The following is a 21,935-nucleotide window of genomic DNA, read 5'->3' as shown; positions in this document are numbered from 1 at the left end:
TCACGAGGCCTTCCACCCGCTTCCGTCACCCGGACACCGCGGGTGGCGGGCCTCGCGAACCTCGGGAGAAGAAGATGACTGACCTTCAGCTCGACTTCGATGCGTTGCGCACGGCGCGCACCCGCGTCGACGACGCGCTGTCGACCTTCGAGTCGGCCGGCACCGTCGGCGGCGACCTCGCCGGACTCACCGGTGAGGACCGGTTGGCCGGAAAGGTCCGCGACTTCGCGGACAACTGGGACTACAACCGGGGAAAGCTCACCGAGAAGCTCCAGTTCCTGCGCGACGGCATCGATGCGATCGTCGACAGCATGACCGAGGTCGATGCCGAACTCGCGCGTCAGGCTCAGGAGGCCGCGCCCGAGACCCAGAACGACGGAGAGGGGGAGGGCTGATGAGCGCCATCTCCGTCGAATTCGAAGACATCCTCCTCGGCAAGCCCGATCAGCTCGACCCGCGCGCCGCCGACCTCGTGACGGCCGCCGCCGCGATCGAGAAGGCCACCGCGTCCCTGCGCGGACTCATCGAGGGGCAGGCCTCGCGATCCACCGAGGCCCTCGCCGAGACGGCATCCGAGGTCGCCCGCTCCCTCAGCCGGGCGCGAACCCGCTATCGCAACACGGGTCAGGCGTTGCAGACGTACGCGGCCGACCTGCGCCCCATCCAGCAGGATGCGACAGCCGCGATCGCCACCGCGGAGTACTACGAGCAGAAGTCCGCGACGATCCCGAACGACATCTCCCGCCGCGAAGGCGACCTGCTGCGTGCCGAGGCGGTCGAGGCCCCGCAACCCCAGATCGACGAGATCGAAGCCGACCTGCGCCGGATGCGGCAGGCGCAGTCGAACGCGGCCTCGCAGGTACAGGACGCCCGCCAGCAGCTGTACCGGGCGCGCGAGCGCCTGCGCGCCATCGCCGACGTCGCCATCAGCCACATCGAGACCGCCATCGAGGGCGACAGCGATTCGGCGTTCGACAACTGGAACCAGTTCTGGGACGGTGCCGCCGGATGGATCGGCGAGTGGGCGGCGAACGTGCTCAAGGGCATCCTCGAAGTCCTCGGGGAGTTGCTCGCGATCCTCGTCGCCATCGTCGTCATCATCGTCGTCATCATCATCGTGATCGCGGTGCTCTCGGCGATCGCCGCCATCATCGGGTGGGTGGCCCTCGGCATCCTCGCCGCCCTCCTCGTCGGCGCCATGCTGCTCACCTTCCTCATCCGCGATGGCCTCGGCACGCCGATTCGCCGCAGCCCCGCGCCCGGCGAGGAGCTGAAGCCGAAGAAGAAGTACCCCTCCGATGCGGACGACGCCACCACGACCGACCAGTACACGTCCCAGGACTACGGCGACCTCTTCGAGGAGGTCGGCCGTCAGGATGTCGCCGGTGGTGACCAGCGCACGGTCATCCGTGTCGTCGCCATCACGGATGCCGCGGGCAACGTCATCGGCTACCGCGTGCAGCTGCCGAGTACCCAGAACTGGTCGCCGATGAACCGCGACGGCGCTCTCAACGACCTCTCCGCAGACGCCATGCTCGCCCTGTTCCCCGGCCTGGAGACGCAGTACAAGAAGGCCGTGTGGGACGCACTCGAGTCGTCGGGCGCGCTCGACAGCGACGCGCCGATCATGCTCACCGGGTGGAGCCTGGGCGGCATGATGGCGGGCGACCTGGCCACCGATCCGCGCCTGTCCGGCCGCGTGCAGTCGGTCGTGACGGCCGGCTCTGCCATCGACAAGCACGCCGGCGAGATCGACCCGTCGGTGCGGGTGACGCAGGTCAACAACCGTTGGGACCCCGTGCATACGCTGGAGTTCGTCGGCTACGGACCCAACGACGTGCCGGGGCCGAACTGGCAGACCTACCACCCCGTCGACATCCGCATCCACGATGCGAACATGTACGGTGAGCTGGCCGACGACCTGGTTCCCGAGGTGCGGCCGGGCGACGAGATCTTCTTCGCCGACGATCTGAAGAACACGCACGAAGAGGTGTATGAGATGGTCTACAGCCGTGGCTGAGCTGCGCCGCGCCGGAGTCGGGGCGACCATCGCCCTGGCCATGATCTTGACACTGACGGGATGTAGCGGGATGAATGAGAACGCGGTTTCCGAGCGGCTGACGCAGGCGTCGGGCATCAACGGCGCGATGGTCGAGGTGCAGCATCCCGGTGCCCCCTGGGTCAACAAGATCGTCATCCGACTGTTCGTCCGCGACGCCTCGGCCGCCGCGGTCGCCGACGACGTGCGCGCCGTCGCCGCGTTCGCCGTCGATGATCGCGACCTGGGCGGTCAGCCCCTCACGCTCCTCGCCGTGCAGGGTTCGCCGGGCGACTTCTCCGATCCCCTGACGGCGACCATCACCGACAGTGCCTACGTCATGGGCAGCGTCTCCGAGATCCTCGGGGCGGGCAAAGGCGTCGAGAATATCCTCGACCTCAGCGCCGCGGACGTCAGCCGCATCGCACAGCGGTGAGCGTCGACACGACGCCGCAGCTGCGCTTCCGGCTGCCCGGCGAGTGGATCGCGGTCGACCCGCGCGACGAACAGGCGGCACGCGAGCACAGTGCGGTGATCGCGCGCGAACTGGTGGGAGCCGCCGACGACGCGGTGCTCACCCGCCGCCGCGTGCAGCGAGGTTTCGACGAGGCGGCTGCTGCCGCGCGGGAGGCCTCGGCCCATCTGTTGCTGATGTGCCGCGAGATCGCGCCGGGCATCCCCACGCCCGTCACGATCACCGTGCACACGCCGATCACGATCACGCCGTCGGTGGGCACCGCGGCCGAGGCCGTGATGCGCGCGTTCGAGCTGAGCCTTCCGCACACCGGCGAGCCCGATCTGCAGACGGCGACTCGAGTGGATGCCGCAGGCTCGGCCGTGCTGCGTCTGCACGCCGTGAGCACCCAGCTCATCGAGGAAGACGGCGCCTCCGCCGAGCAGAAGCGCCTCGTCGCCCGATACTGGTACACGGTGCCCGGCCACAAACAGGTCGCCCTCGTGCAGATGTCGACGCCGCTGGGTGACATCCCGCACGCCATGCTGGGCCTCTTCGACGCGATCGTCGCCGCATCGTCGTGGGGCGCGGCTGACGCGACCTGACGCTCAGCTGCGGGAGTGGCCCAGCACCTTCACGATGATGCCGCGGCGCCGCAGCTCGGCGATGGCGTGCGTCTCTTCATCGACCGTGCGCCCCAGTGCATGCTTGTCGGCGACGACGACGACATCGCCCGACACGAGGCGGCCGAACAGGCGGTTGAGGCGCTCGGCCCAACTCTCCCCGGTCTCGGGGGCGGGGTGGCGGAAGCCCTCGATCGGCACCCCGAAGTCTGCGAGGGCGTCACGCTGCGCGATCACCGACGGCAGATCGTCGCGCGCGACGACGAGTCCTACGAGGCGTGAGCCGGCGGGACGGGCCGCCCACCAGTCCGTGCCGGACACCACGACCGGCACGGCCGACGTGACGGCGGGCAGGGCGACCGACTCGGCGTAGTCGGCGGGGGCGCGCTGGTCGTCCGGCTGATCGGTGCTCACGGCATCCATTGTGTCCTACCGCGCCGACACGCGAGCCGATCCGCGGCGTGATCCGGTTCAGTCGTCGGGATCGCGTCGCAGCTGGATGCTGAGCTGGTCGGCGTCGAGCTGCGCGAGCGCGTGGCGGAGCGTCGCCGAGGAGTACGACCCCTCGCTCGATACATCGACGAGACGCTCGCGCATGGCCTCGATCAGGGAGATCCGCAGGTCGATCACACTCGCGGTGCTGATCTCGGGCGCCTCGATCGGCGGGCTGCTCATGCGCTCGGCGAGTTTGGAGAGCACCTCCGGGGGAAACGGCTCGCCGGAGGAGTCGGCGAGCCCGGGTGTGCGCAGGTGCGCCAGCGCCGCCGCGCGCAGTTCGTCGGCGAGGCGGTCGGCCTCCTCGCTGCTGCTGCCGTCGCCGGTGGCCGACGGAATACGCAGCATGCGGATCACCCACGGCAGGCTCAGCCCCTGCACCATCAGGCTCACCAGCGCGACGACGAACGCGATGAGGATCAGCAGTTCGCGGGCGGGCGTCGTGTCCGGATCGAGCGTCTGCGCCGCGGCGAGGGTGACGACACCCCGCATCCCGGCCCAGACGATGACGACGCCCTCCTTCCAGCCGAGCGGAGAGGCCTGGTAGTAGTCCATGTCGTTGAGGACGCGCCCGACGCGGGCGCGCACGCCCTCGACCCGACGCTGGGCGGAGGCGGCATCCGGCGTGCGCCGCGCCCACCGCCGCGCGACGCGCCGGGCCGCACGCCCGGTCGTGCGCCGGACGAGTCCGCCGCGACGCGGAGCGGGGTTCGGGTTCTCGCCGGGCTGCGGACGCAGATCGCGCAGGTCGCCCTTCTCGACGTCGAAAGCGTCCAGCCGATCGCTGAAGGCCTGCAATCGGTCACGCTGCATCCGGCGGGCGCGACGACCGATGAGTGTCACCAGACCCGACACGTAGAGCGCCCGCACCGCGAGCACGATCGCCAGGGCGGCGAGGGCGAGACCGATGCCGACGCCCACGCCGCTGTGCTTCTCGATGTTGGCGCTGACGATGTCGCGCAGCTCCAACCCCATGATGAGGAAGACCGCGCCCTCCAGCAGCAGCTCGAGCGTGTGCCAGTTCAGTTCGTCCGACACGCGCTGCTCGGGAGTCGACCAGCGGGCCGCGCCCTGGCCGGCGGTGATGCCGGCGGCGACCGCGGCGACGAGCCCCGACCCGCCGAGGTGCTCCGTCGGCAGGTAGGCGACGAAGGGCACGATGAAGCCGACGGCGGTGTTCGCCACCGGCTCGCCGATCCACCGCCGCACCCGCAGGGTCAGCAGGCCCACCGCGACGCCGATCACGACGGCGACGAGCACGCCCCAGGCGAAGGCGCCGATCGTGCTGCCCAGCGAGAACCCCGCCGCGGATGCCGCGACGGCGCTGCGCAGCAGCACGAGCGCCGTCGCGTCGTTGAGCAGGCTCTCGCCCTCCAGCATCGTGATGACGCGCGGGGAGATGCCCAGCTTCTTCGCGATCGAGGTGGCCACGGCATCCGTCGGGCTGACGATCGCCCCGAGGGCCACGGCGAGGGCGAAGTCGAGTCCCGGAATGGCGACGTAGAAGAGCGTCCCCAGAGCGAGCGCGCTGATGACGACGAGCACGACGGCCAGGCCCGCGATCGGCACGGCGTCGCGGCGGAACTCGATCGCCGGCAGGCGCACCGCCGACGCGTACAGCAAGGGCGGGAGGATGCCGACGAGGATCAGCTCCGGGGGCACCGAGAACTTCGGCATCAGGAGCGAGGCGACGAGCCCGATCGCGACGAGGATGAGCGGGCCGGCGACGCCCAGTCGTCGGGCGAGCACCGTCGAGACGCCGATCACCGCGATGCCGGCGATCAGCCACGTGAGATCGGTCACCGCCGACTCAGATCACGCCGAGGGCCTGCACCGCGTCGCGCTCGGCGACCAGCTCGGCGACGGAGGCGTCCAGGCGCGCGCGTCCACGGGGATCGAGATCAAGCCCGTCCACCACGCGGTAGGCGGTGCCGTCGCTGGTGACCGGCGCCGAGGAATACAGTCCTTCCGGCACGCCGTATTCGCCGTGCGACAGCACCGCCGCCGAGGTCCATCCGTTCGCCGTGCCGTGGACCAGGTCGTGCACGTGCGAGATCGCGGCGTTGGCGGCGGAGGCCGCCGAGGACGAGCCGCGCACCGAGATGATCTCCGCGCCGCGTTTCGCGACGCGGGGCACGAAGACGTCGTCGAGCCAGGACGCCGCGGCATCCGCCCCGCCGAGCTTGTCGGCCAGCGCATCGAGCACGGGGCGGCCGTTCACGCTCGCGTGCGCCACGTCCGGGAACTGTGTCGCGGAATGGTTGCCCCAGATGGCGACGCCCTGCACCGCCGCCACGGGCGCCTCCAGAGCGGCGGCGAGCTGGGCGAGGGCCCGATCGTGATCCAGCCGGGTCAGTGCGGCGAAGCGTTCGCCCGGGATGTCGGGCGCGGCCGCCGCGGCGATCAGCGCGTTCGTGTTGGCGGGGTTTCCCACCACCACGACGCGGATGTCGCCGGCGGCGACCTCGTTGAGCGCCGCGCCCTGCGGTCCGAAGATGCCCGCGTTGGCCGCGAGCAGGTCGGCGCGCTCCATGCCGGCGCCGCGCGGGCGCGCCCCGACGAGCATCGCGAGGTTCGCTCCGTCGAAGGCGACGCGCGGGTCGTCGGTGATCTCGACGTCCGCGAGCAGCGGGAAGGCGCAGTCCTGCAGCTCGAGCGCCGCGCCCTCGGCGCTCTTGAGCCCCTGGGGGATCTCCAGCAGGCGCAGTCGCACCGGGCGGCCGGCTCCCAGCATGTCGCCGGCGGCGATGCGGAACAGCAGCGCGTAGCCGATCTGTCCGCCGGCCCCGGTCACGGTGACTGTCGTGGCATCCATGTCTCGAGCCTACGGCGACGCGTCACGGGACGATACGGTGGGGCATGACCTTCAACAGCAATGCAGAGCTGGGAGGCACGACCGCACGGCGACGAGGCCGCGGGGGAGGCACCGCAGCCGTCGCCGGCGGCGGTCTCGCCGGGCTCGGCGGCATCGCCGTGCTGCTGCTCATCCTCTTCACCGGCGGCGACGTCACGAGCCTGCTGGGCGGCGCCGGCGGCAGCGCCCAGGACTCGGCGATCCAGGGCTGCGACACCGGAGCGGACGCCAACGCGAACGACGACTGCCGCCTCGTGTTCGGCCAGAAGGCGCTCGACGGGTACTGGTCCACGCACGTGCAGGGCTATCGCGCGCCGCAGCTGATCATCGTCGACGGCGCGGCCTCGACCCGCTGCGGCACCGCCTCGAATGCGACCGGCCCGTTCTACTGCCCGCCGGAGGAGACCATCTACGTCGACCCGACCTTCTTCGGCGTGCTGCGCAGCCAGTTCGGCGCGCAGGCGGGCAGCCTCGCCCAGCTGTACGTGCTCGCTCACGAGTACGGCCACCACATCCAGCAGTTGACCGGCATCATGGACCGGCACCCGAACGATGGGACCGGCCCGGACAGCAACGGGGTGCGCACCGAACTGCAGGCCGACTGCTACGCCGGCGCGTGGATCGCCGACGCGACGGGAACGAAGGACGCCAACGGCGTCGCCTACCTCCAGCGGCCCACCGACGCCGAGCTGCGCGATGCGCTGGATGCCGCGGCCACCGTCGGCGACGACAACATCCAGGCCCAGTCGGGCCGCGTCAACCCGGAGACCTGGACCCACGGCTCGAGCGCCCAGCGGCAGCGCTGGTTCACGGCGGGCTATCAGAACGGGCTCGGCGCCTGTGACACCTTCTCGGTGTCGGGAGGAGAACTGTGAACGGCCCCGCCCACCTCGACGAGATCCTCTACCCCGACATCGAGCCGTACGAGACCGGATACCTGCTGGCCGGCGACGGTCAGCGCGTCTACTGGGAGCAGTCCGGCAATCCCGACGGCAAACCGGTCGTGTTCCTGCACGGGGGCCCCGGTTCGGGCACCTCCCCGTGGCACCGGCGGTTCTTCGACCCCGCGAAGTACCGGATCGTGCTGTTCGACCAGCGCGGCTGCGGAAAGTCCACGCCCCACATGAGCGCGCCCGTCGCCGACCCGCGCTTCAACACCACCTGGCACCTGGTCGCCGATATCGAGCTGCTGCGGCGCAACCTCGGCATCGAGAAGTGGCAGGTCTTCGGCGGATCGTGGGGGTCGGCGCTCGCGCTGGCCTACGCCCAGTGCCATCCGGATGCCGTGAGCGAGATCGTCCTGCGCGGCGTCTTCACCCTGCGACGCCACGAGCTGGAGTGGTTCTACGAGGGCGGCGCCGCGGCGATCTTCCCCGACCGGTGGGAGAGCTATCTGGCGCCGATCCCCGTGCTCGAGCGCTCGCGGCTGATCGAGGCCTACCATCGCCGGCTCACGAACCCAGACCCGGCGGTCCACGAGCCGGCCGCGATCGCGTGGACCACGTGGGAGATGTCGACGCTCACGCTCCACCCCGACCCCGACCTCGTCGCGTCGATGACCGATGCGGCCACCGCGGTCGCGTTCGCCCGCATCGAGAACCACTACTTCATGCACGGCGGATGGCTGCGCGAAGGACAGCTCATCGACGACGTCGGCGCGATCCGCGGCATCCCGGCGGTCATCGTGCAGGGCCGCTACGACATCTGCACGCCGATCATGACGGCGTGGGACCTGCACCGGGCCTGGCCGGAAGCCGAGTTCGTCGTCGTCGACGACGCGGGACACGCGGCATCCGAGCCCGGCATCGCCCGCGCCCTCCGCGCAGCCACCGACCGTTTCGCCACCTGACCCCGCACCCGCGCACGCCGTGTCCCACTTTCGGCGGAGGGTGTCCCACTTTCTGTCGCCTGAGCGGGGTGCGGGCGACAGAAAGTGGGACACCGGCGGGGTGGATGCCGTGGCCTCCGCCGCCGGAGAACCGGCGGCGCTGGTAGGCTGGAACCACTTGCGGCACCACTCGGGTGCCTCTCGCGTCGTAGAACGCTTCCCTCGCCGCCCGGTTCTGACCGGATGATCGGCTGACATTCTTCGTACGGCGACCCTGTGCGCATCCGCGCAGAGGCCACCGATCCGGGCCCCCGTGCCCAGAAACACCACCATGTCTGACATCACCTTCGGCGCGCTCGGCGTGCCCGCCCCCCTCCTCGACGTCCTCGCGAAGGACGGCAAGACCACCGCGTTCCCCATCCAGGTCGACACCCTGCCCGACACACTCGCCGGTCGTGACGTGCTCGGCCGCGGCAAGACCGGTTCGGGTAAGACGCTCGCCTTCTCCATCCCGCTCGCCGCGCGCCTCGGCGGTCCCCTCGCCGGCGGCACCCGCCGCTCCGGCCGCGTGCTCGGTCTGGTGCTCGCGCCCACCCGTGAGCTCGCGACGCAGATCAATGCGACCCTCGAGCCCCTCGCCGCCGCGTACGGAATGACGACGACGACCATCTTCGGCGGCGTCAACCAGAACCGCCAGGTGGCCGCGCTCAAGGCCGGCGTCGACATCATCGTCGCGTGCCCCGGCCGTCTCGAAGACCTCATCTCGCAGGGCTTCGTCAAGCTGGATGCCGTGGAGATCACCGTCATCGACGAGGCCGACCACATGGCCGACCTCGGGTTCCTGCCGTCGGTGACCCGCATTCTCGACAAGACCCCGCGAGACGGTCAGCGACTGCTGTTCAGCGCGACGCTGGACAACGGCGTCGACAAGCTGGTCACGCGCTTCCTGCAGAACGAGGTGCTCCACTCCGTCGACGAGGCCCACTCGCCGGTCGCCGCGATGACCCACCACGTGTTCCACGTCGGCGGCGTCGACGAGAAGAAGGAGCTCGTGCGCACCCTCGCGTCGGGGATGGGTCGTCGCATCCTCTTCATGCGCACGAAGCATCACGCCAAGAAGCTCGCCCAGCAGCTGACCGCGCAGGGCATTCCGGCGGTCGATCTGCACGGCAACCTGTCGCAGCCGGCGCGCGACCGCAACCTCGCCGCCTTCAGCTCCGGCGCTGCCAAGGTGCTCGTCGCGACCGACGTGGCGGCGCGCGGCGTGCACGTGGACGACGTCGAACTCGTCATCCACGTCGACCCGCCCATGGAGCACAAGGCCTACCTGCACCGTTCGGGCCGTACCGCCCGCGCCGGCGCCGAAGGGTCGGTCGTCACCCTCGTGCTTCCCGGTCAGGAGAAGGACGTCAAGGATCTGCTGCGCAAGGCCGCGATCTCCGCGACGCCCGTGCCCGTGACCGCGGCGTCGCCGCAGGTGACCGCGCTGGTCGGCGAGGTCGCCCCCTACGTCGCACCCGCACCGAAGTCTGAGCAGCCCGGTCGTGGCCAGGGCGGCGGCGGTCGCAGCCAGGGAGCGAACGCGCAGCGCAAGCGCGCCGCGCGCGAAGGCGCCCAGAATCAGGGCGGCGCTCGTGGTCAGGGCGGTCGTGGTGGCCGCGGCGCCGGTCAGGGAGCGCAGGCGGGTCAGCCCCGCACCGACCGTTCCGGTCGTCCGGCCGCCGAGCGCTCCGCCGCCGGGCGCGAGCAGCGTCCTGCTCGCGACCACCGCCCTGCCGAGCGGTCGGCGCAGCCCGCGGCATCCGGAAACGCCCGCACCACCGGCCGTCGCGCCTCGCACGGCGGTGGCGCCGGCGGCGGAAAGCTCATGGTCGGCTCCGTCGTCCGCCAGAACGGTGGACCGCGCCGCTCCGGACGCTGATCGCGACCGGAGACCGATCCGATCCGTGCGCTCAGATGCCGCGGATCAGATCGGCGGCGCGCTCGCCGATGACGATGGCGGGGGCGTTGGTGTGCCCGCGGATGACCGTCGGCATGACCGACGCATCCGCGACCCGCAGGCCGTCGACACCGCGCACTCGCAGCTCGGCGTCCACGACGGATGCCGCGTCGAGCCCCATCCGCGCCGTCCCGACCGGATGGTAGAGCGTGTGCGAGTAGCGCCGCAGCGACAGCTCGATCCGCTCGGCCGCGCTCATGCGCTCGCCCCCGATCGGCTGCACCCAGCCTCCGGTCGTCACAGCACGCAGAGCCGGAGCCGCGATCAGGCGCTCGCACTCCGCGAGGCCGGCGCGCAGGGTCTCAGCGTCGATGCCCTCCGGGTCGGTCAGATACGCGGGGTCGATGATCGCGGCATCCGTCGGATCGCCGGAGGCGAGGCGGATGGTACCGCGACTGCGCGGCTGCAGCAGGATCGCGCCCACCGTGATGCCCTCCGCGGGCGGCGGTACCAGGCCTTCGCCGACGTACGGCGCCGTCGCGAAGATGATCTCGATGTCGGGTAGGTCGGCGGGCGCGCCCGTGCGATCGGCCACGGCGGTGCGGACGAAGCCGTAGGCTTCGGCGACGTTGGAGCTCAGCATGCCGCGCCGCGCGCTCACATAGCGCGCGAGCTGAGCGGGCCGCCGCGCTCCGTAGAGCGTTCCGCCGCGCGCCGCGGGCGCGAGACCGGCGACGAGATGATCCTGGAGATTCTGGCCGACCTGCGGTGCGTCCACGCGCACGGGGATGCCGTGGGAGGCGAGGTGATCCTCGGGCCCGATGCCGCTCAGCATCAACAGCTGCGGGGTGTTGATCGCGCCCCCGCAGAGGATGACCTCGCGCCGAGCGCGGGCGTGGCGGGTGATGCCGCCGAGATCGACGTAGACGCCCGTGGCCCGCGGCGCCGCACCGGCATCGCGCTCGGCGAAGGTGACCCGCCGCACCAGCGCGTCGGTGAGCACGCGGAGGTTCCGGCGTCGACGCGCCGGACGCAGGTAGGCGTCGGCGGTCGAGGCCCGTGCGCCGCGATGCTGCGTGACCATCGTCTGCGAGAAGCCCTGCCTCGTCGGGAGGTTCGCCGGCGTCACGGGATGCCGCAGCTCGCGCGCCGCCTGGAGGAAGGCGGCCGTGTGCGGACGGGGGTCGCGCTGGTGTTCGACGGACTGCGGGCCTCGGGTGCCCTGCGTGGCATCGGCGGCATCCTGAGTGGCCTCCGCGCGCACGAAGGAGGGTGCGAGCGCATCCCACGACCACGTCTCGCCCGCGGCCTCGGCCCAGGCGTCGTAGTCGGCCGCGAACCCGCGGATCCACATCATGGCGTTCAGCGATGACGACCCGCCCAGGGTCTTGCCGCGCGGCCAGTAGATGGTGCGCCCTTCCAGCTCGCGCTGGGGGACCGTGTCGTAGTTCCAGTCGTAGCGACCGCGGAACAGCGTCGAGAACGCCGCCGGAACGTGCAGTTCGAGGGCCGCATCCGTGGGGCCGGCTTCGAGCAGCAGCACGCTGACGGCGGGATCTTCCGTGAGCCGGGCAGCCAGCGCAGCGCCGGCCGAACCGGCCCCGACGATCACATAGTCGGCTTCGAGGGTGCCGCCCGTCGCCGCCGGCCGCGGGCTCATGCGCCGAAAGCCTTGACGAGGGTGAGCGCCATCTTCGCCGGGTTGCCGTCGATGCGGAAGCGGGTGAAGCCCTCGCACACCGCCGCTCCGGTTCGCGAGGTGACGAACCACGGGGGCTTCGGCAGCACCGAAAGCCCGTAGCCTCGGACGGCCGACGACGCCGAGCGCGGGAAAGGCCGGAACGGCCCCCGCACGACCGTGCGTTCGACGTGGTCGAGCAGCAGGGCGTTGTGCACGACGCCCATGCCGCTCGGGGCGTCGTCGAGGGTGCCGCCGGGGAAGGCGCCCCAGGTGGCGGTCGGGGTGAGGAAGCCGAAGGCCGTCCACGCATTGACCGCGACCGTTCCGTAGCGGAGGTCGGCGAGAGCCCTCTCGAACCCGTCGCCCAGAGCCCGCTGCGTCTCGGGATCGATCAGCACGTTGGCACCGAGAGTGCCCACGAGTCGTTCGTTGGCGTGGGCGACGGCGTTGTCGAGGAACTCCTGGCCCGTCCCGCGCAGGGCCACCACCCCGAGAACCGGCGAGAAGTACTCCGTCGTCTCGAGGGTCTGCGCGTCGGACGGGGTCGTCTCGATGAGGGCGCGTGTGCCGCCGCCGCACCACGCGGCATCCGGGTACGACGTGCGGGCAGCGTCGAGCTTGCCCTGACTCTGCGGATACCAGACGGGGCGGGACGGCGCGCGGTCGTACGCCGTGCGCAACGCGTCGAGGAACGCGTCGCGCTGCGCCCAGTCGTCCGAGAGCAGCACGACCTGGCCGGCGATGCAGTTGTGGCCGCTGTTGTGCAGGCGCATGGTGACGACGTGCTCGGCCTGGAAGCGCAGGTCGGCGTCCGACCACCGGCCCGGCACGACGATGATCGGCGAGACTCCGCCCAGTTCCGCCGTGATCGGCTTCTTCAGCAGCGGCCTGCCTTCGCGGCGGCGGCGTGTGGCGGCGCCCGCAGCGGCGGGGGTGTGCGAGGGACCCCACACGATGGAGCGGAACGTCGCCTCCGATCCGGTGATGTGGACGTGGTCGATCTCCGGATGCTGGGTGAGGTAGGCGCCCACATCGCCGCCGCCGCGGACGATCCGCAGGAACCCGGGCTCGATGAGCGGTGCCAGCGCGCGCTCGAAGACGGACACCAGCGCGTCCTGCGTCGGATTGACCTTGAGCAGAGCGACCCGGTTCGACGCCAGCAGCTCGTACAGCACGTCGAGGTAGGGGATGGAGGTGATGTTGCCGGCGCCCAGCACGAGCCCGACGCCGCCCGCGCTCGCCGGATCGAGCTGTGCGAGCCCCGCCTCTCGTCGCGCCGTCGCGGCATCCACTCCCGGCTGCAGCCAGACCTCGGTGGTGTAGCCCGACAGCAGCAGGGCGTCGGTGGCCGACAGCGGCGAGGTGTGCACCACGGTGCGGTCGCCGGGCGCCGCGCCGAGGCGGACACCGTCCACCGGCGAGCGTCCGATGGAGAGGGCGCGGAGGGTGTCGGCGTAGGCGTCGAGGGCGACGATGGCTGCGTACGGCCCCGACAGCCACTCTTCGCCCCGAAGCGGGTGCCCGGGCGGCAGGCCCTTCGACACGGATGCCGCGTCGGCCCATTCGGCCGCGACCGCGGACGTCGCGACGCGGACGCGCTGCAGCAGCGTGCGACGTTGCGCGAGAGTGAGAGCGCTCCAGGCGCGCTGTCCGGCGCGAAGGGCCGTGATCGCGGCATCCAGCTGGTCGCGCACGTCCTCGGCCAGCGCGGGCGCGGCGGTGGATCGTTTCGCTGTGCTCGGAGCTTCTGCGGTCACGGCGTTCTCCTTCGAAGCGGTGGTCGCGCTCGCGCGCGGGCCTCCAGCTTACGACCGGATGAGACGCGGTTCCCGGAAACGTGCGACGCGATGCCGCGCCCTGTCGCCGCCGAGCGTCAGATCAGGGAGAGCTCGCGCAGCTTCGACTCGACGTCGGCGTTCGACGGCTCGACGTGGTGAGACGCGTCCGGGTACACGACGACGGGGATGTTCGTGCGGCCGGAGATCTCGCGGGCGACGTCCGCGGCGGCGGGGTCGGCCACCAGGTCGACGTACGTGTATTCGACACCCAGCTCGTCGAGCTGCTTCTTCGTGCGGATGCAGTCGCGGCACCAGTCGGCGCCGAACATCGTGATCGGAGTCTTCTCGGAGGTCATGATTCCAGGGTACGCTCGCCGGCGCGGGCCACGGCCGGGGTGACGATACGCGCGGTCGCCTTGCGCTTGGGCGCGTAGACCCAGAGCGCGTGATAGACGAAGCGCACGACGAACGCCGCCGCAAGGGTGATGGCCGCGGCCAGCACGCTCGGGATGTGGGCGCCCTGCACGAGCAGGGGGATGATCGGGATGCGTACGACCGCTTCGACGTTGTTGAACGCGAACGACTTGAGGAATCGCATCCACATCGCTCCGGACTCGGAGCGCATGTCGGCGAAGACGAGGTACTCCAGCAGCAGGAAGTTGCCGATGATCGTCACCTCGCTGGCGATGATCGCCGCGGAGACGTAGTTCATCCCCAGGTGGACGAGACCCCACATGATGATGAGGTTCGCGATCGCACCGACGCCGCCGACGAGCGCGAACGCCGACATGCGGCCGAAGCGGAGCATGGCCAGCTGCGTGAGGAAGCGCATGCCCTGACTGAAGGTGGCCTTGGATTCGCCGGCGAAGCGCGTCGCGAACGCGAACGGGATCTCACCGATGCGCATCTGGCGGCGCGCGAGGATCTCGAGCAGGATCTTGAAGCCGCGGGGGCGCAGGTCGTCGAGGTCGACGGTGTCGCGGTCGACCAGGAAGAAGCCGGTCATCGGGTCGGTGCAACCGTGGAGCTTCCGCGGGAACATCGCCTTCGTGAGCAGCGTCGAGGTGCGCGAGACCGCGGTGCGCGTCGCTCCGGCGAGGCCGCCGGCCGTGCCGCCCGCGACGTAGCGCGAGGCGACGACGATGTCGACGTCGCCGAGGGCGGCGCGGTCCAGCATGCGCGGGATGTCCTCAGGCGGATGCTGCAGGTCGCCGTCCATGACCAGGCACCAGCGGGCCTGGGCGTTGCGGAAGCCCTCGAGGACCGCACCGCTCAATCCGCCCTCGGGCTCATCGCGATGGATCAGTCGCACCGGGAACTCCGTCGCTGCGGCGACGGCCTGGATGGTCGCGGGCGTGTCGTCGGTGGAGTCGTCAACGAAGACGACCTCGAAGTCGACGTCGTGGAGAGCCGCACCGATGCGGCGGACCAGCTCTGCGACGTTCCCGCCTTCGTTGAAGGTGGGAACGATGACGGAAAGATCCATGGGGATGCGCTCGCGATCGGTCAGGGACAGAACCGTCTCAGCCTACCGAGGCGGAGTTGGGCAACTCCTGTGCGTGCTCTGTCAGTTCTTTCTGGTCTCTGCGGCTCTCGCGCCGGCGTCAGCCGATCTGCTTCTTGAGAGCGGCGACACCCATGCCGTAGTTGATGCGCACGCAGGGGAGGGTGAGCTTGTCGCTGCCCACCGAGACGTAGCCCTGCTCGATCGTGCGGGCCATCTCGAAGCCCGCCTGGCGCAGGCCCTCGTGCGAGGTCTCGTTGTTGTGCCCGTAGGGGTACGCCATCACTTCCTTGACGCCGCCCAGCGCGGCCGCCGAGGCGGTCATGTCTGCGGCGATCTCGGGAGCGGTCAGGTTCACCATCTGGCCCTTGCCGTTGGCTCCCGCATGATGCATGTCGTGGGTGTGGGACCGCTGCAGGATGAAGCGGTTCTGCGTGGGGACGCCCGATCCCGTGATCACGAAGGAGGTCGCCATGAGCTGCAGCTGCTCGTTGATCGGCGAGGCCATCGTGAGCCAGCTCGGGTCGGCGTCGTCGTCGGTGATGATCACCGCGTGGTCGGGCAGGTAGAGCGCGCCGTCGATGAACGCGCTCAGCTCGTCCCAGGTGGGCAGATAGAAGGACTGATCCTTGATGTACTGCATCTGGGCGCGGTAGTCCTCGATGTACGCGTAGTTGCCGCGCAGCCAGCCGGACTCGCCCTCGGGCTTCGCGGTGAACTGGTGGTACATGAGGATCGGCACGCGGGCCTTGGCGGCGGCCACGGCATCCGTCGTCGTCCACGCGCCGTAGAGCGTCTGCTGGTGGGCGGTGCAGGCGACCGGCCTCGAGCCGTTGATCCGCGTCGCGGGACTGCCGGCATGTGCAGCGGGATCGGCGGATGCCGCGGCCGCCGTCGCCGCGTCGGCGTACCAGCCTGCGAACACGCGGCCGGCCGCCCGCGGGATCGGCAGGTGGTCGTAGAGGCGGTCCTGCACTTGCAGCTGCGGCTCGAGCGTCGTGCCGTCGATGCTGAAGCTGACCGCGCACGCTCCCGGGACATCGGCATGCGCCGCCAGGAGCGCTTGAGCCGGGGTGAGCGGCGTGGGGGTCGGGGAAGGCGTGTGCGTGGTCGGTCGCGGTGACGACGTCGCGGCATCCGTGTTCTCCGTGGCGCAGCCGGCGAAGCTCGCCGCCGCCGTCAGGACCACGCCGATGGTGAGCGCGCGGATGAGGCCGCGGTGGCGGTGCACGAAACCCATGAAAACAACCCCCAAGGTCGACGGCGCGCCCCCGCGCCGCGCTCATCCTAGGAGGACAGGGTGTCGTGAACCGGAAATCACCGGGTGCGCGGATGTTTTCTTCGACTTTCGTCGCAGATTCCCTCCGCTCGGGGGGTGCTTACCCGACGTCCGAGCGGATGCCGCGACGTTCGTCCTTCGCCACGATGGCCGCGTCCAGCGCGCGTCGCAGCTGCGAGCTCGACGTGTGCGCAGTGTAGGGAAAGTAGACGACCTGCACGCCGACGGCCGCGAACTCGCGCTCCAGGCGCAGACCCTTCTCCGTGCCGCGCCAGTCGTCACCTTTGAAGAAGTGCGTGAAGCCGACCTCGCGCCACACCTCGAGCTTGTCCGGCACCGTCTCGATGTGGACATGGTCGACATAGCGGATGTCGCGCACGATCTGCGCGCGCTCCACGGTCGGGACGAACGGTTCCACGCCCTTGACCTGGCGCAGCATCTCGTCGCTGACGACACCCGCGATCAGAAGGTCGCACTGCTCCTTGGCATGGCGAAGGATGTTCAGATGCCCGATGTGAAAAAGATCGAACGCCCCGGCGGCGTAGCCGATCGACACAGCCATAGCGAGCTCCCCCAGCTCTCGATGTGATCCGAGCTCGACGACGAGCGTCGTCCCGGTTCGAGCCCCCGGCTCGATGCGGGCCCCCCGGCCCACGTCTGCACACTACCGCAGGTGCGCGCGAGACGACAGTGCCGTGCACCTCGACGACGGGGTGAAGCGGGGCGAGGCTGCCGCCCGGGCGCGCCGTCGGGCAAGATGGGCGCGGGGGAAGGGGCTCGCGTGAAGCGGAAGGCGCTGGGAGCGATCGCCGCGCAAGCGGCTCAGGCTGCGGTGAGCCTGGCGCTGCAGATCCTCGTCGCACGGCTGCTCGGAATCGCCGATTACGGACGCTTCGCGATCCTCTACGGCGTGATCGTGCTGGCGTCCGGCATCGTCACGGGACTCGTCGGAGACGCGCTCGTCGTGCTCGATCGTGCGGACCGACGCATTCGCGCCGGACTCGAGGTCTGGCTCGCGATCGCGGCGGCGACCAGCGCTGTGATCGCCGCCGTCGTGGCCGCGGTCACCGGCTTCGCGAGCCCTGCCGAAGCGGGACTGTTCGCCCTCGCGATGGTCGCCTTCGTCGTCGAGGAGATCGTCCGACGCCTCCTCATGGCCGGGTACGCCTTCTCGCGGGTGATCGCCGCCGATCTGACCGGCTTCGTCATCAGCCTCGCCCTGCTGGCCGCGGCAGCGGCCCTGCAGGCGCTGTCGCTCGGAGCCTTCCTCGGTGTCATCGCCGCAGGCCAGACCGTCGGCGCGATCGTCGGGTGGCGTCTGGTTCCCCGATCGGAGCGCGTCCTCGTCGGCTGGCGACGCGCGGACCTGCGCACCGTCTGGAGCTATGGAGCGTGGCGAGGGCTGCAGCAGACGTTGCGGCCGGCGATGCTGACGGCGGTACGGGTGGTCGTGCTGGCGGCCGCCGGGGCCGCCGCGGTCGGCATGCTCGAAGCGGCGCGCACCTACACCTCACCGCTCCTGCTCGTCGTCGGCGGGCTGTCGTCGTTCCTCTTCGTCCGCTTCGCCGACCACCGGCGCGAGGGCCGCTCCGGTTCGCTGCGAGAGGCCGACCGTGTCGTGCTCGTCCTCGTCGGCGCGACGGTGCTGATGAGCGCGGTGGCGCTCGGCGCCGGGCCCTGGCTGGGGCCGTTGGCGTTCGGTGTCGCCTTCGATCCGACGATGCTCGTGGCGTGGCTCGTGTACGGGCTCTCCGTGGCGGTGGTCACGCCCTACGGTGCGCTCAGCGCCGTCGCCGGGCGTCAGCGGGTGGTGTTCTTGGTTCGCCTCAGCGACACCCTTCTCGGCCTGGTGCTGACGGTCGTGATCGTGCTCGTCGGCGGCAGTCCGGCCCTCATTCCGTTCGCGCTCGCCGTGGCATCCGCGCTCGGCGGCGTCGCGCTGCGCTGGATCGCCGCGCACACGCCGGCGGAGCCTTGATCCTCTCAACCGGCTGAGAAGGGTCGGCAGGCCACGTCGACTGGTGGTAGGTTCAGCCCAGCACGAAGGCGTCGGACGAGGGAAACAGGGGTACGTCCGGCGCTCGGGCTCATCTTGGGGGGTGGGGAGCATGGAGGACGTCCCGTACGCGCGGATACTCCGCGAAGGGTGGTTGCTGGTCCTGATCGTCGCGCTGCTGGGAGCAGGCGGCGCCTACGGCATCGCGAAGCTGTTGCCGGAGACATACGCGTCGACGTCGACGCTGATGCTGCAGGTCGATTCGAAGGAAGCGTCGCTGTTCGAGCGCAACCAGTTCAGCCTCGCGCGCATCCGCTCGTATCCGGAGCTCGTCGACAGTCCGGAGGTCATCGCCGGCATCCGCAGCGATCTGCACCTCTCCGCTGCCGACTACAGCGATCGCGACCTGCGAAAGATGGTGTCGGCGGACAACACGACCGACACCGTGCTGCTCGTCGTGCGCGCCGAGGCGCCCACTGCGCAGCTCAGCGCGGCGATCGCGAATGCGGCCGCAGCGCACCTGTCGAAACTCATCCAGTCGACGGAGAACTCCGACGCCGATGAGCGCTACCAGGTGAACCTCACCGTGGTGCTGCCGGCGGTCGAACCGCTCGCGCCGGTGTCTCCGCAGACGCTCGCGATCGTCGGGCTCGGACTGATCGTCGGGCTGGCCGTCGGCGGGATCGTCGCCGTCTATCGCACGGTGACCAACCGCAACGTCATCACCATCTCCGACGTGCGCCGCCTCGTGGGCATCCGTGTCGTCGGGCGCATCCCCCGCCGTCGCCGCTGGAGGCGTTCGGACGACGAGGACGAGTCCGTCGCCTTCGACGAGACCGTCGCCAATCTCGGGGTGCTGGGCGGCAGCGACCTCTCGTCCGTGCTCGTTCTGACCGCTTCGGACGATGCCATCGGGCAGGCGGAGCGCAGTGGTCTGGCTGCTGCCTTCGCTGCTGCGGGTCGTACCGTCACGATCCTGGAGACGCGCGCCACATCCGACGCCGCGGCCGAGACGCGCTCGCTCGCCGAGGTGCTCGACGGGGAGGACGTCGACGCCGCTGTGGGTGAGGCCGCGGGCCGGCAGTTCGCCGATCCTCTGCCGGTCGCGGCGGCAGCGCTGCAGGACGCACTGCCCGCTCTCCGCTCGAGCCTGCGGGCGCATGTCGACGTCGTCGTGGTGGTGGTGGATGCCGCATCCGTCGCCGTGGTGCGAGAACTCGTCGACGACGCCACAGGAGTCGTGGTCGCGGTGCGGAGCGGATCGACGGCGGCATCGGCGCTGTCGGCCCTGATCACCAAGCTCTCCTTCGTGGACGTGCATCCGTTGGGTGTCGTCCTCACCGGGACCGCCCGGCATGCGTCCGGCGTCGTGACCGAGACGTGGCGCGATGCGGTGCCCGTGGGGGCCGCCGGAACGGGCGCGGCCGCACGGCCATGACGGCCGCAGGGCTCGCGATGCGCGGGCAACGGGTGCACGGGGGCGTCCACGCGGATGCCTCGCGGCCGACGCGTCGACGCTTCGCGGCTCTCGTCGCGCTGTTCCTCCTGGTGATCGTCAGCGTCATTCCGTGGCGGCCGCAGTCGTTCTACGCGGGCGGGCTCGACCCTGTGGTCGTGGCCAAGGCGGCGATCGCCCTGGTCGCGCTGGGCGGCGCCGTCGGCCTGACCCTTTTCACGCGCCGACGGATGCCGGTGGGGCTCGGTCCCGCGGCGGTGATCGCCGTCACCCTCATGATCAGCCTGCTCGGCGGGGTCGTCGCGGGCAACGGGTCGGCGACCACCGTGCTGGTCATGAGGGTCTTCATCGTCATGGCCACCCTGCTGCTTCTGCTGACGAACGCCCCGTGGGATCGGGCCGTCGCCGCCCTGTTGACGGCGATGGGGATTCTCGCCGTGGTCGCCGCCACGACGGGCGCGCGCACGCTGGTCAAGGGCCGGCTGGGCGGCGGCATCCCGGAGATCCATCCGAACGAGCTCGCCGGACTCGCCGCCCTTCCGCTGATCGCCCTCGTCGTTCTGATCCTGCGCCGCGGTGTGCGCGTGTCGGCCGTGATCGCGAGCGTCGTCCTGTTCGGGATCGTGGTCGCCACAGGATCGCGCATCGCCCTCGTCGGCATCCTCTTCGGCGCGATCGTGGCGCTGGTGACCAACGGCGTGCGTCGGCGCGGCGTCCTCTACGCCCTTCTCGTCTTCGTCCCCGTCATCTACGGTGTCATCGTCTTCACCGGCGTCGTCGACGGCCTCGCCAGCCGCGGCGGCACGTCGGCGGAGAGCACGGCGTTGGATTCCCGTCTCACGGGCTGGCAGGTGGTCCTCGGCTGGGATTGGGCCTCGTGGCAGCGTTGGCTGGGCGTCGGTCTGTCGGTCAAAGAGGTCGCGGTCCAGGAGAAGTGGCGATCGTCGCAGGTGCTCGACAGCAGCTGGGTCTCACTTCTGGCGCAGGCGGGACTGCTCGGAGTGCTGCTGATCGGTCTGCTGGTGGCGTGGTGCGTGATCACCGCCGTCACAGCGGCGTCGCGTCGCGGACTGCTGTTGCCGCTGCTCACGATGTTCGTCATCCGCACGTTCACCGAGAGCGGCATGGTCGACAGCGCGATGCCGTTCGTCCTGTTCGTGACGCTGTCGGCGTTGCTGACCAGAAGGTCGCGACAGGCGTCCGGGCCGCCGGGTCACGAGAACCAAACTCGTGCTCGCTCTGTGACGATGCCGGGCGTACGCTGAGGGAGCGCACGCGGGGAACTGGGGCCCGCCGCGGCGCGGGGCACATGGGGGAGGTGCTTTTCGCATGGCACAAGACATGCCGACAGCCGGACGCGGACGCGCTCCGTGGATCGTTTTCGTGGTCGTGGCGGCGCTGCTGGTCGGCGGCGTGGTGTGGGCGGTGGTCGGCCGGGGCCAGCCGGACGCATCCGCGGCCGCGTCTCCGAGCCCGTCGTGGGCGACGCCGACGCCGCAGCCGACGGCGTTCGAGACACCCGCGGCGGGTTCGACGACCGAGATCACCAAGCCGCCGACGGATGCCGAGGTGCCTCTCGACCAGCCTGCACCGCCGGTGGCCGGCGCGACGGTGCAGCTCGTCGCGGTGACGAAGGGCACGTTCACGGGCGATGTGCCCGGCGAGCCGAGCGGCGACGCCATCACCGTGTCGGTGCGCGTCGTCAACAACGGCTCGGCACCCATCGACACCGGCGCGGCGGGCGTCAACCTGACCTACGGGGGAGACGATCGCACGCCGGGCATCGCCGTGACCGACAAGAAGGCGCGCGTGTTCCCGGCATCGGTTGCGCCGGGCGCCGAGGCCACCGCGGATTTCACCTTCGTCGCACCCCTTGCGGCGGAGGGGGATATCCGTGTTACCGTCGACCTGCTGGCGTCTGAGCCAGACATCGTCTTCGTCGGCCCGCGGCCGTAGAAGACCTGGGGGATTATCGCCTTCGCGGCATCAACGGATGGGGATCCGGCTGCG

Annotated in this window: 20 protein-coding genes; 11 read left to right on the top strand and 9 right to left on the bottom strand. The window is 70.7% G+C overall.

Annotated elements, in window-relative coordinates:
* The first annotated feature begins 74 nt into the window (after positions 1 to 74).
* Genes PP359_RS07760 through PP359_RS07745 form a run of 4 tightly spaced genes read left to right on the top strand, consistent with a single transcriptional unit; the run spans position 75 to position 3,097 of the window.
* Positions 75 to 395 (top strand): hypothetical protein, encoded by a 321-nt coding sequence (locus tag PP359_RS07760; protein ID WP_135949618.1) that lies wholly within the window; start codon positions 75 to 77, stop codon positions 393 to 395.
* Positions 395 to 2,020, top strand: a complete 1,626-nt coding sequence (locus PP359_RS07755; protein ID WP_499250266.1) for a hypothetical protein — start codon at positions 395 to 397, stop codon at positions 2,018 to 2,020. Before PP359_RS07760 ends, PP359_RS07755 begins: the two co-directional genes overlap by 1 nt.
* Entirely contained in the window at positions 2,013 to 2,474 is a 462-nt protein-coding gene (locus PP359_RS07750) for a hypothetical protein (RefSeq protein ID WP_239498516.1), read from the top strand. Before PP359_RS07755 ends, PP359_RS07750 begins: the two co-directional genes overlap by 8 nt.
* On the top strand, positions 2,471 to 3,097 hold the full coding sequence (locus PP359_RS07745; protein ID WP_499250265.1) for a hypothetical protein: 627 nt from the start codon (positions 2,471 to 2,473) through the stop codon (positions 3,095 to 3,097). Before PP359_RS07750 ends, PP359_RS07745 begins: the two co-directional genes overlap by 4 nt.
* A 3-nt stretch (positions 3,098 to 3,100) precedes the next feature.
* On the opposite strand, the gene PP359_RS07740 is transcribed toward PP359_RS07745, so the two are convergent.
* Genes PP359_RS07740 through PP359_RS07730 form a run of 3 tightly spaced genes read right to left on the bottom strand, consistent with a single transcriptional unit; the run spans position 3,101 to position 6,425 of the window.
* Positions 3,101 to 3,529 (bottom strand): recombinase family protein, encoded by a 429-nt coding sequence (locus PP359_RS07740; protein ID WP_499250264.1) that lies wholly within the window; start codon positions 3,527 to 3,529, stop codon positions 3,101 to 3,103.
* Between the two features lie 57 nt (positions 3,530 to 3,586).
* Entirely contained in the window at positions 3,587 to 5,413 is a 1,827-nt protein-coding gene (locus PP359_RS07735) for a cation:proton antiporter (RefSeq protein WP_499250263.1), read from the bottom strand.
* Positions 5,414 to 5,420: 7 nt separating this feature from the next.
* Positions 5,421 to 6,425 (bottom strand): malate dehydrogenase, encoded by a 1,005-nt coding sequence (locus PP359_RS07730; RefSeq protein ID WP_499250262.1) that lies wholly within the window; start codon positions 6,423 to 6,425, stop codon positions 5,421 to 5,423.
* A 44-nt stretch (positions 6,426 to 6,469) separates the two neighbouring features.
* Between PP359_RS07730 and ypfJ the strand changes: the two genes are divergently transcribed.
* From ypfJ to PP359_RS07715, 3 genes are all read left to right on the top strand, one after another.
* Complete coding sequence (gene ypfJ, locus PP359_RS07725; protein WP_499250261.1) at positions 6,470 to 7,339, top strand: KPN_02809 family neutral zinc metallopeptidase; 870 nt, start codon at positions 6,470 to 6,472, stop codon at positions 7,337 to 7,339.
* Positions 7,336 to 8,313, top strand: coding sequence for a prolyl aminopeptidase (gene pip / locus PP359_RS07720; protein ID WP_499250260.1), 978 nt, complete (start codon positions 7,336 to 7,338; stop codon positions 8,311 to 8,313). Before ypfJ ends, pip begins: the two co-directional genes overlap by 4 nt.
* A gap of 310 nt (positions 8,314 to 8,623) precedes the next feature.
* Positions 8,624 to 10,213 (top strand): DEAD/DEAH box helicase, encoded by a 1,590-nt coding sequence (locus PP359_RS07715; RefSeq protein ID WP_499250259.1) that lies wholly within the window; start codon positions 8,624 to 8,626, stop codon positions 10,211 to 10,213.
* 31 nt (positions 10,214 to 10,244) lie between these two features.
* On the opposite strand, the gene PP359_RS07710 is transcribed toward PP359_RS07715, so the two are convergent.
* From PP359_RS07710 to PP359_RS07685, 6 genes are all read right to left on the bottom strand, one after another.
* Positions 10,245 to 11,891 (bottom strand): GMC family oxidoreductase, encoded by a 1,647-nt coding sequence (locus PP359_RS07710; protein ID WP_499250258.1) that lies wholly within the window; start codon positions 11,889 to 11,891, stop codon positions 10,245 to 10,247.
* Complete coding sequence (locus PP359_RS07705; RefSeq protein ID WP_499250257.1) at positions 11,888 to 13,669, bottom strand: aldehyde dehydrogenase family protein; 1,782 nt, start codon at positions 13,667 to 13,669, stop codon at positions 11,888 to 11,890. Before PP359_RS07705 ends, PP359_RS07710 begins: the two co-directional genes overlap by 4 nt.
* Positions 13,670 to 13,785: 116 nt before the next feature.
* Positions 13,786 to 14,046, bottom strand: coding sequence for a glutaredoxin family protein (locus tag PP359_RS07700; protein WP_036319047.1), 261 nt, complete (start codon positions 14,044 to 14,046; stop codon positions 13,786 to 13,788).
* Positions 14,043 to 15,176 carry a glycosyltransferase gene (locus PP359_RS07695; RefSeq protein WP_112932295.1) on the bottom strand — a complete coding sequence of 378 codons (1,134 nt, stop codon included), beginning with the start codon at positions 15,174 to 15,176 and terminating at the stop codon, positions 14,043 to 14,045. The genes PP359_RS07700 and PP359_RS07695 overlap by 4 nt, the downstream gene beginning before the upstream one ends.
* Positions 15,177 to 15,294: 118 nt before the next feature.
* Positions 15,295 to 16,434, bottom strand: a complete 1,140-nt coding sequence (locus PP359_RS07690; RefSeq protein WP_499250256.1) for a polysaccharide deacetylase family protein — start codon at positions 16,432 to 16,434, stop codon at positions 15,295 to 15,297.
* Positions 16,435 to 16,573: 139 nt separating this feature from the next.
* Entirely contained in the window at positions 16,574 to 17,035 is a 462-nt protein-coding gene (locus PP359_RS07685) for an FAD synthase family protein (protein ID WP_036319026.1), read from the bottom strand.
* Positions 17,036 to 17,254: 219 nt separating this feature from the next.
* On the opposite strand from PP359_RS07685, the gene PP359_RS07680 reads away from it, so the two are divergent.
* The 4 genes from PP359_RS07680 (at position 17,255) to PP359_RS07665 (ending at position 21,881) form a co-directional block, all read left to right on the top strand.
* On the top strand, positions 17,255 to 18,451 hold the full coding sequence (locus tag PP359_RS07680; protein ID WP_051039572.1) for a hypothetical protein: 1,197 nt from the start codon (positions 17,255 to 17,257) through the stop codon (positions 18,449 to 18,451).
* A gap of 130 nt (positions 18,452 to 18,581) precedes the next feature.
* On the top strand, positions 18,582 to 19,907 hold the full coding sequence (locus PP359_RS07675) for a YveK family protein (RefSeq protein WP_499250255.1): 1,326 nt from the start codon (positions 18,582 to 18,584) through the stop codon (positions 19,905 to 19,907).
* Entirely contained in the window at positions 19,904 to 21,190 is a 1,287-nt protein-coding gene (locus tag PP359_RS07670) for an O-antigen ligase family protein (RefSeq protein WP_162722441.1), read from the top strand. Before PP359_RS07675 ends, PP359_RS07670 begins: the two co-directional genes overlap by 4 nt.
* 64 nt (positions 21,191 to 21,254) lie before the next feature.
* The gene (locus PP359_RS07665; protein WP_294943196.1) at positions 21,255 to 21,881 is read left to right on the top strand and encodes a hypothetical protein; all 627 of its coding nucleotides are present in this window, start codon (positions 21,255 to 21,257) and stop codon (positions 21,879 to 21,881) included.
* Positions 21,882 to 21,935 lie beyond the last annotated feature (54 nt).

It is taken from the genome of Sphingomonas sp. BLCC-B65 (assembly GCF_028550675.1).
GTDB lineage: Bacteria > Actinomycetota > Actinomycetes > Actinomycetales > Microbacteriaceae > Microbacterium.
The sequence above is the reverse complement of the archived record's forward strand: the minus strand, read 5'-3'. Positions and strand labels throughout refer to the sequence as shown.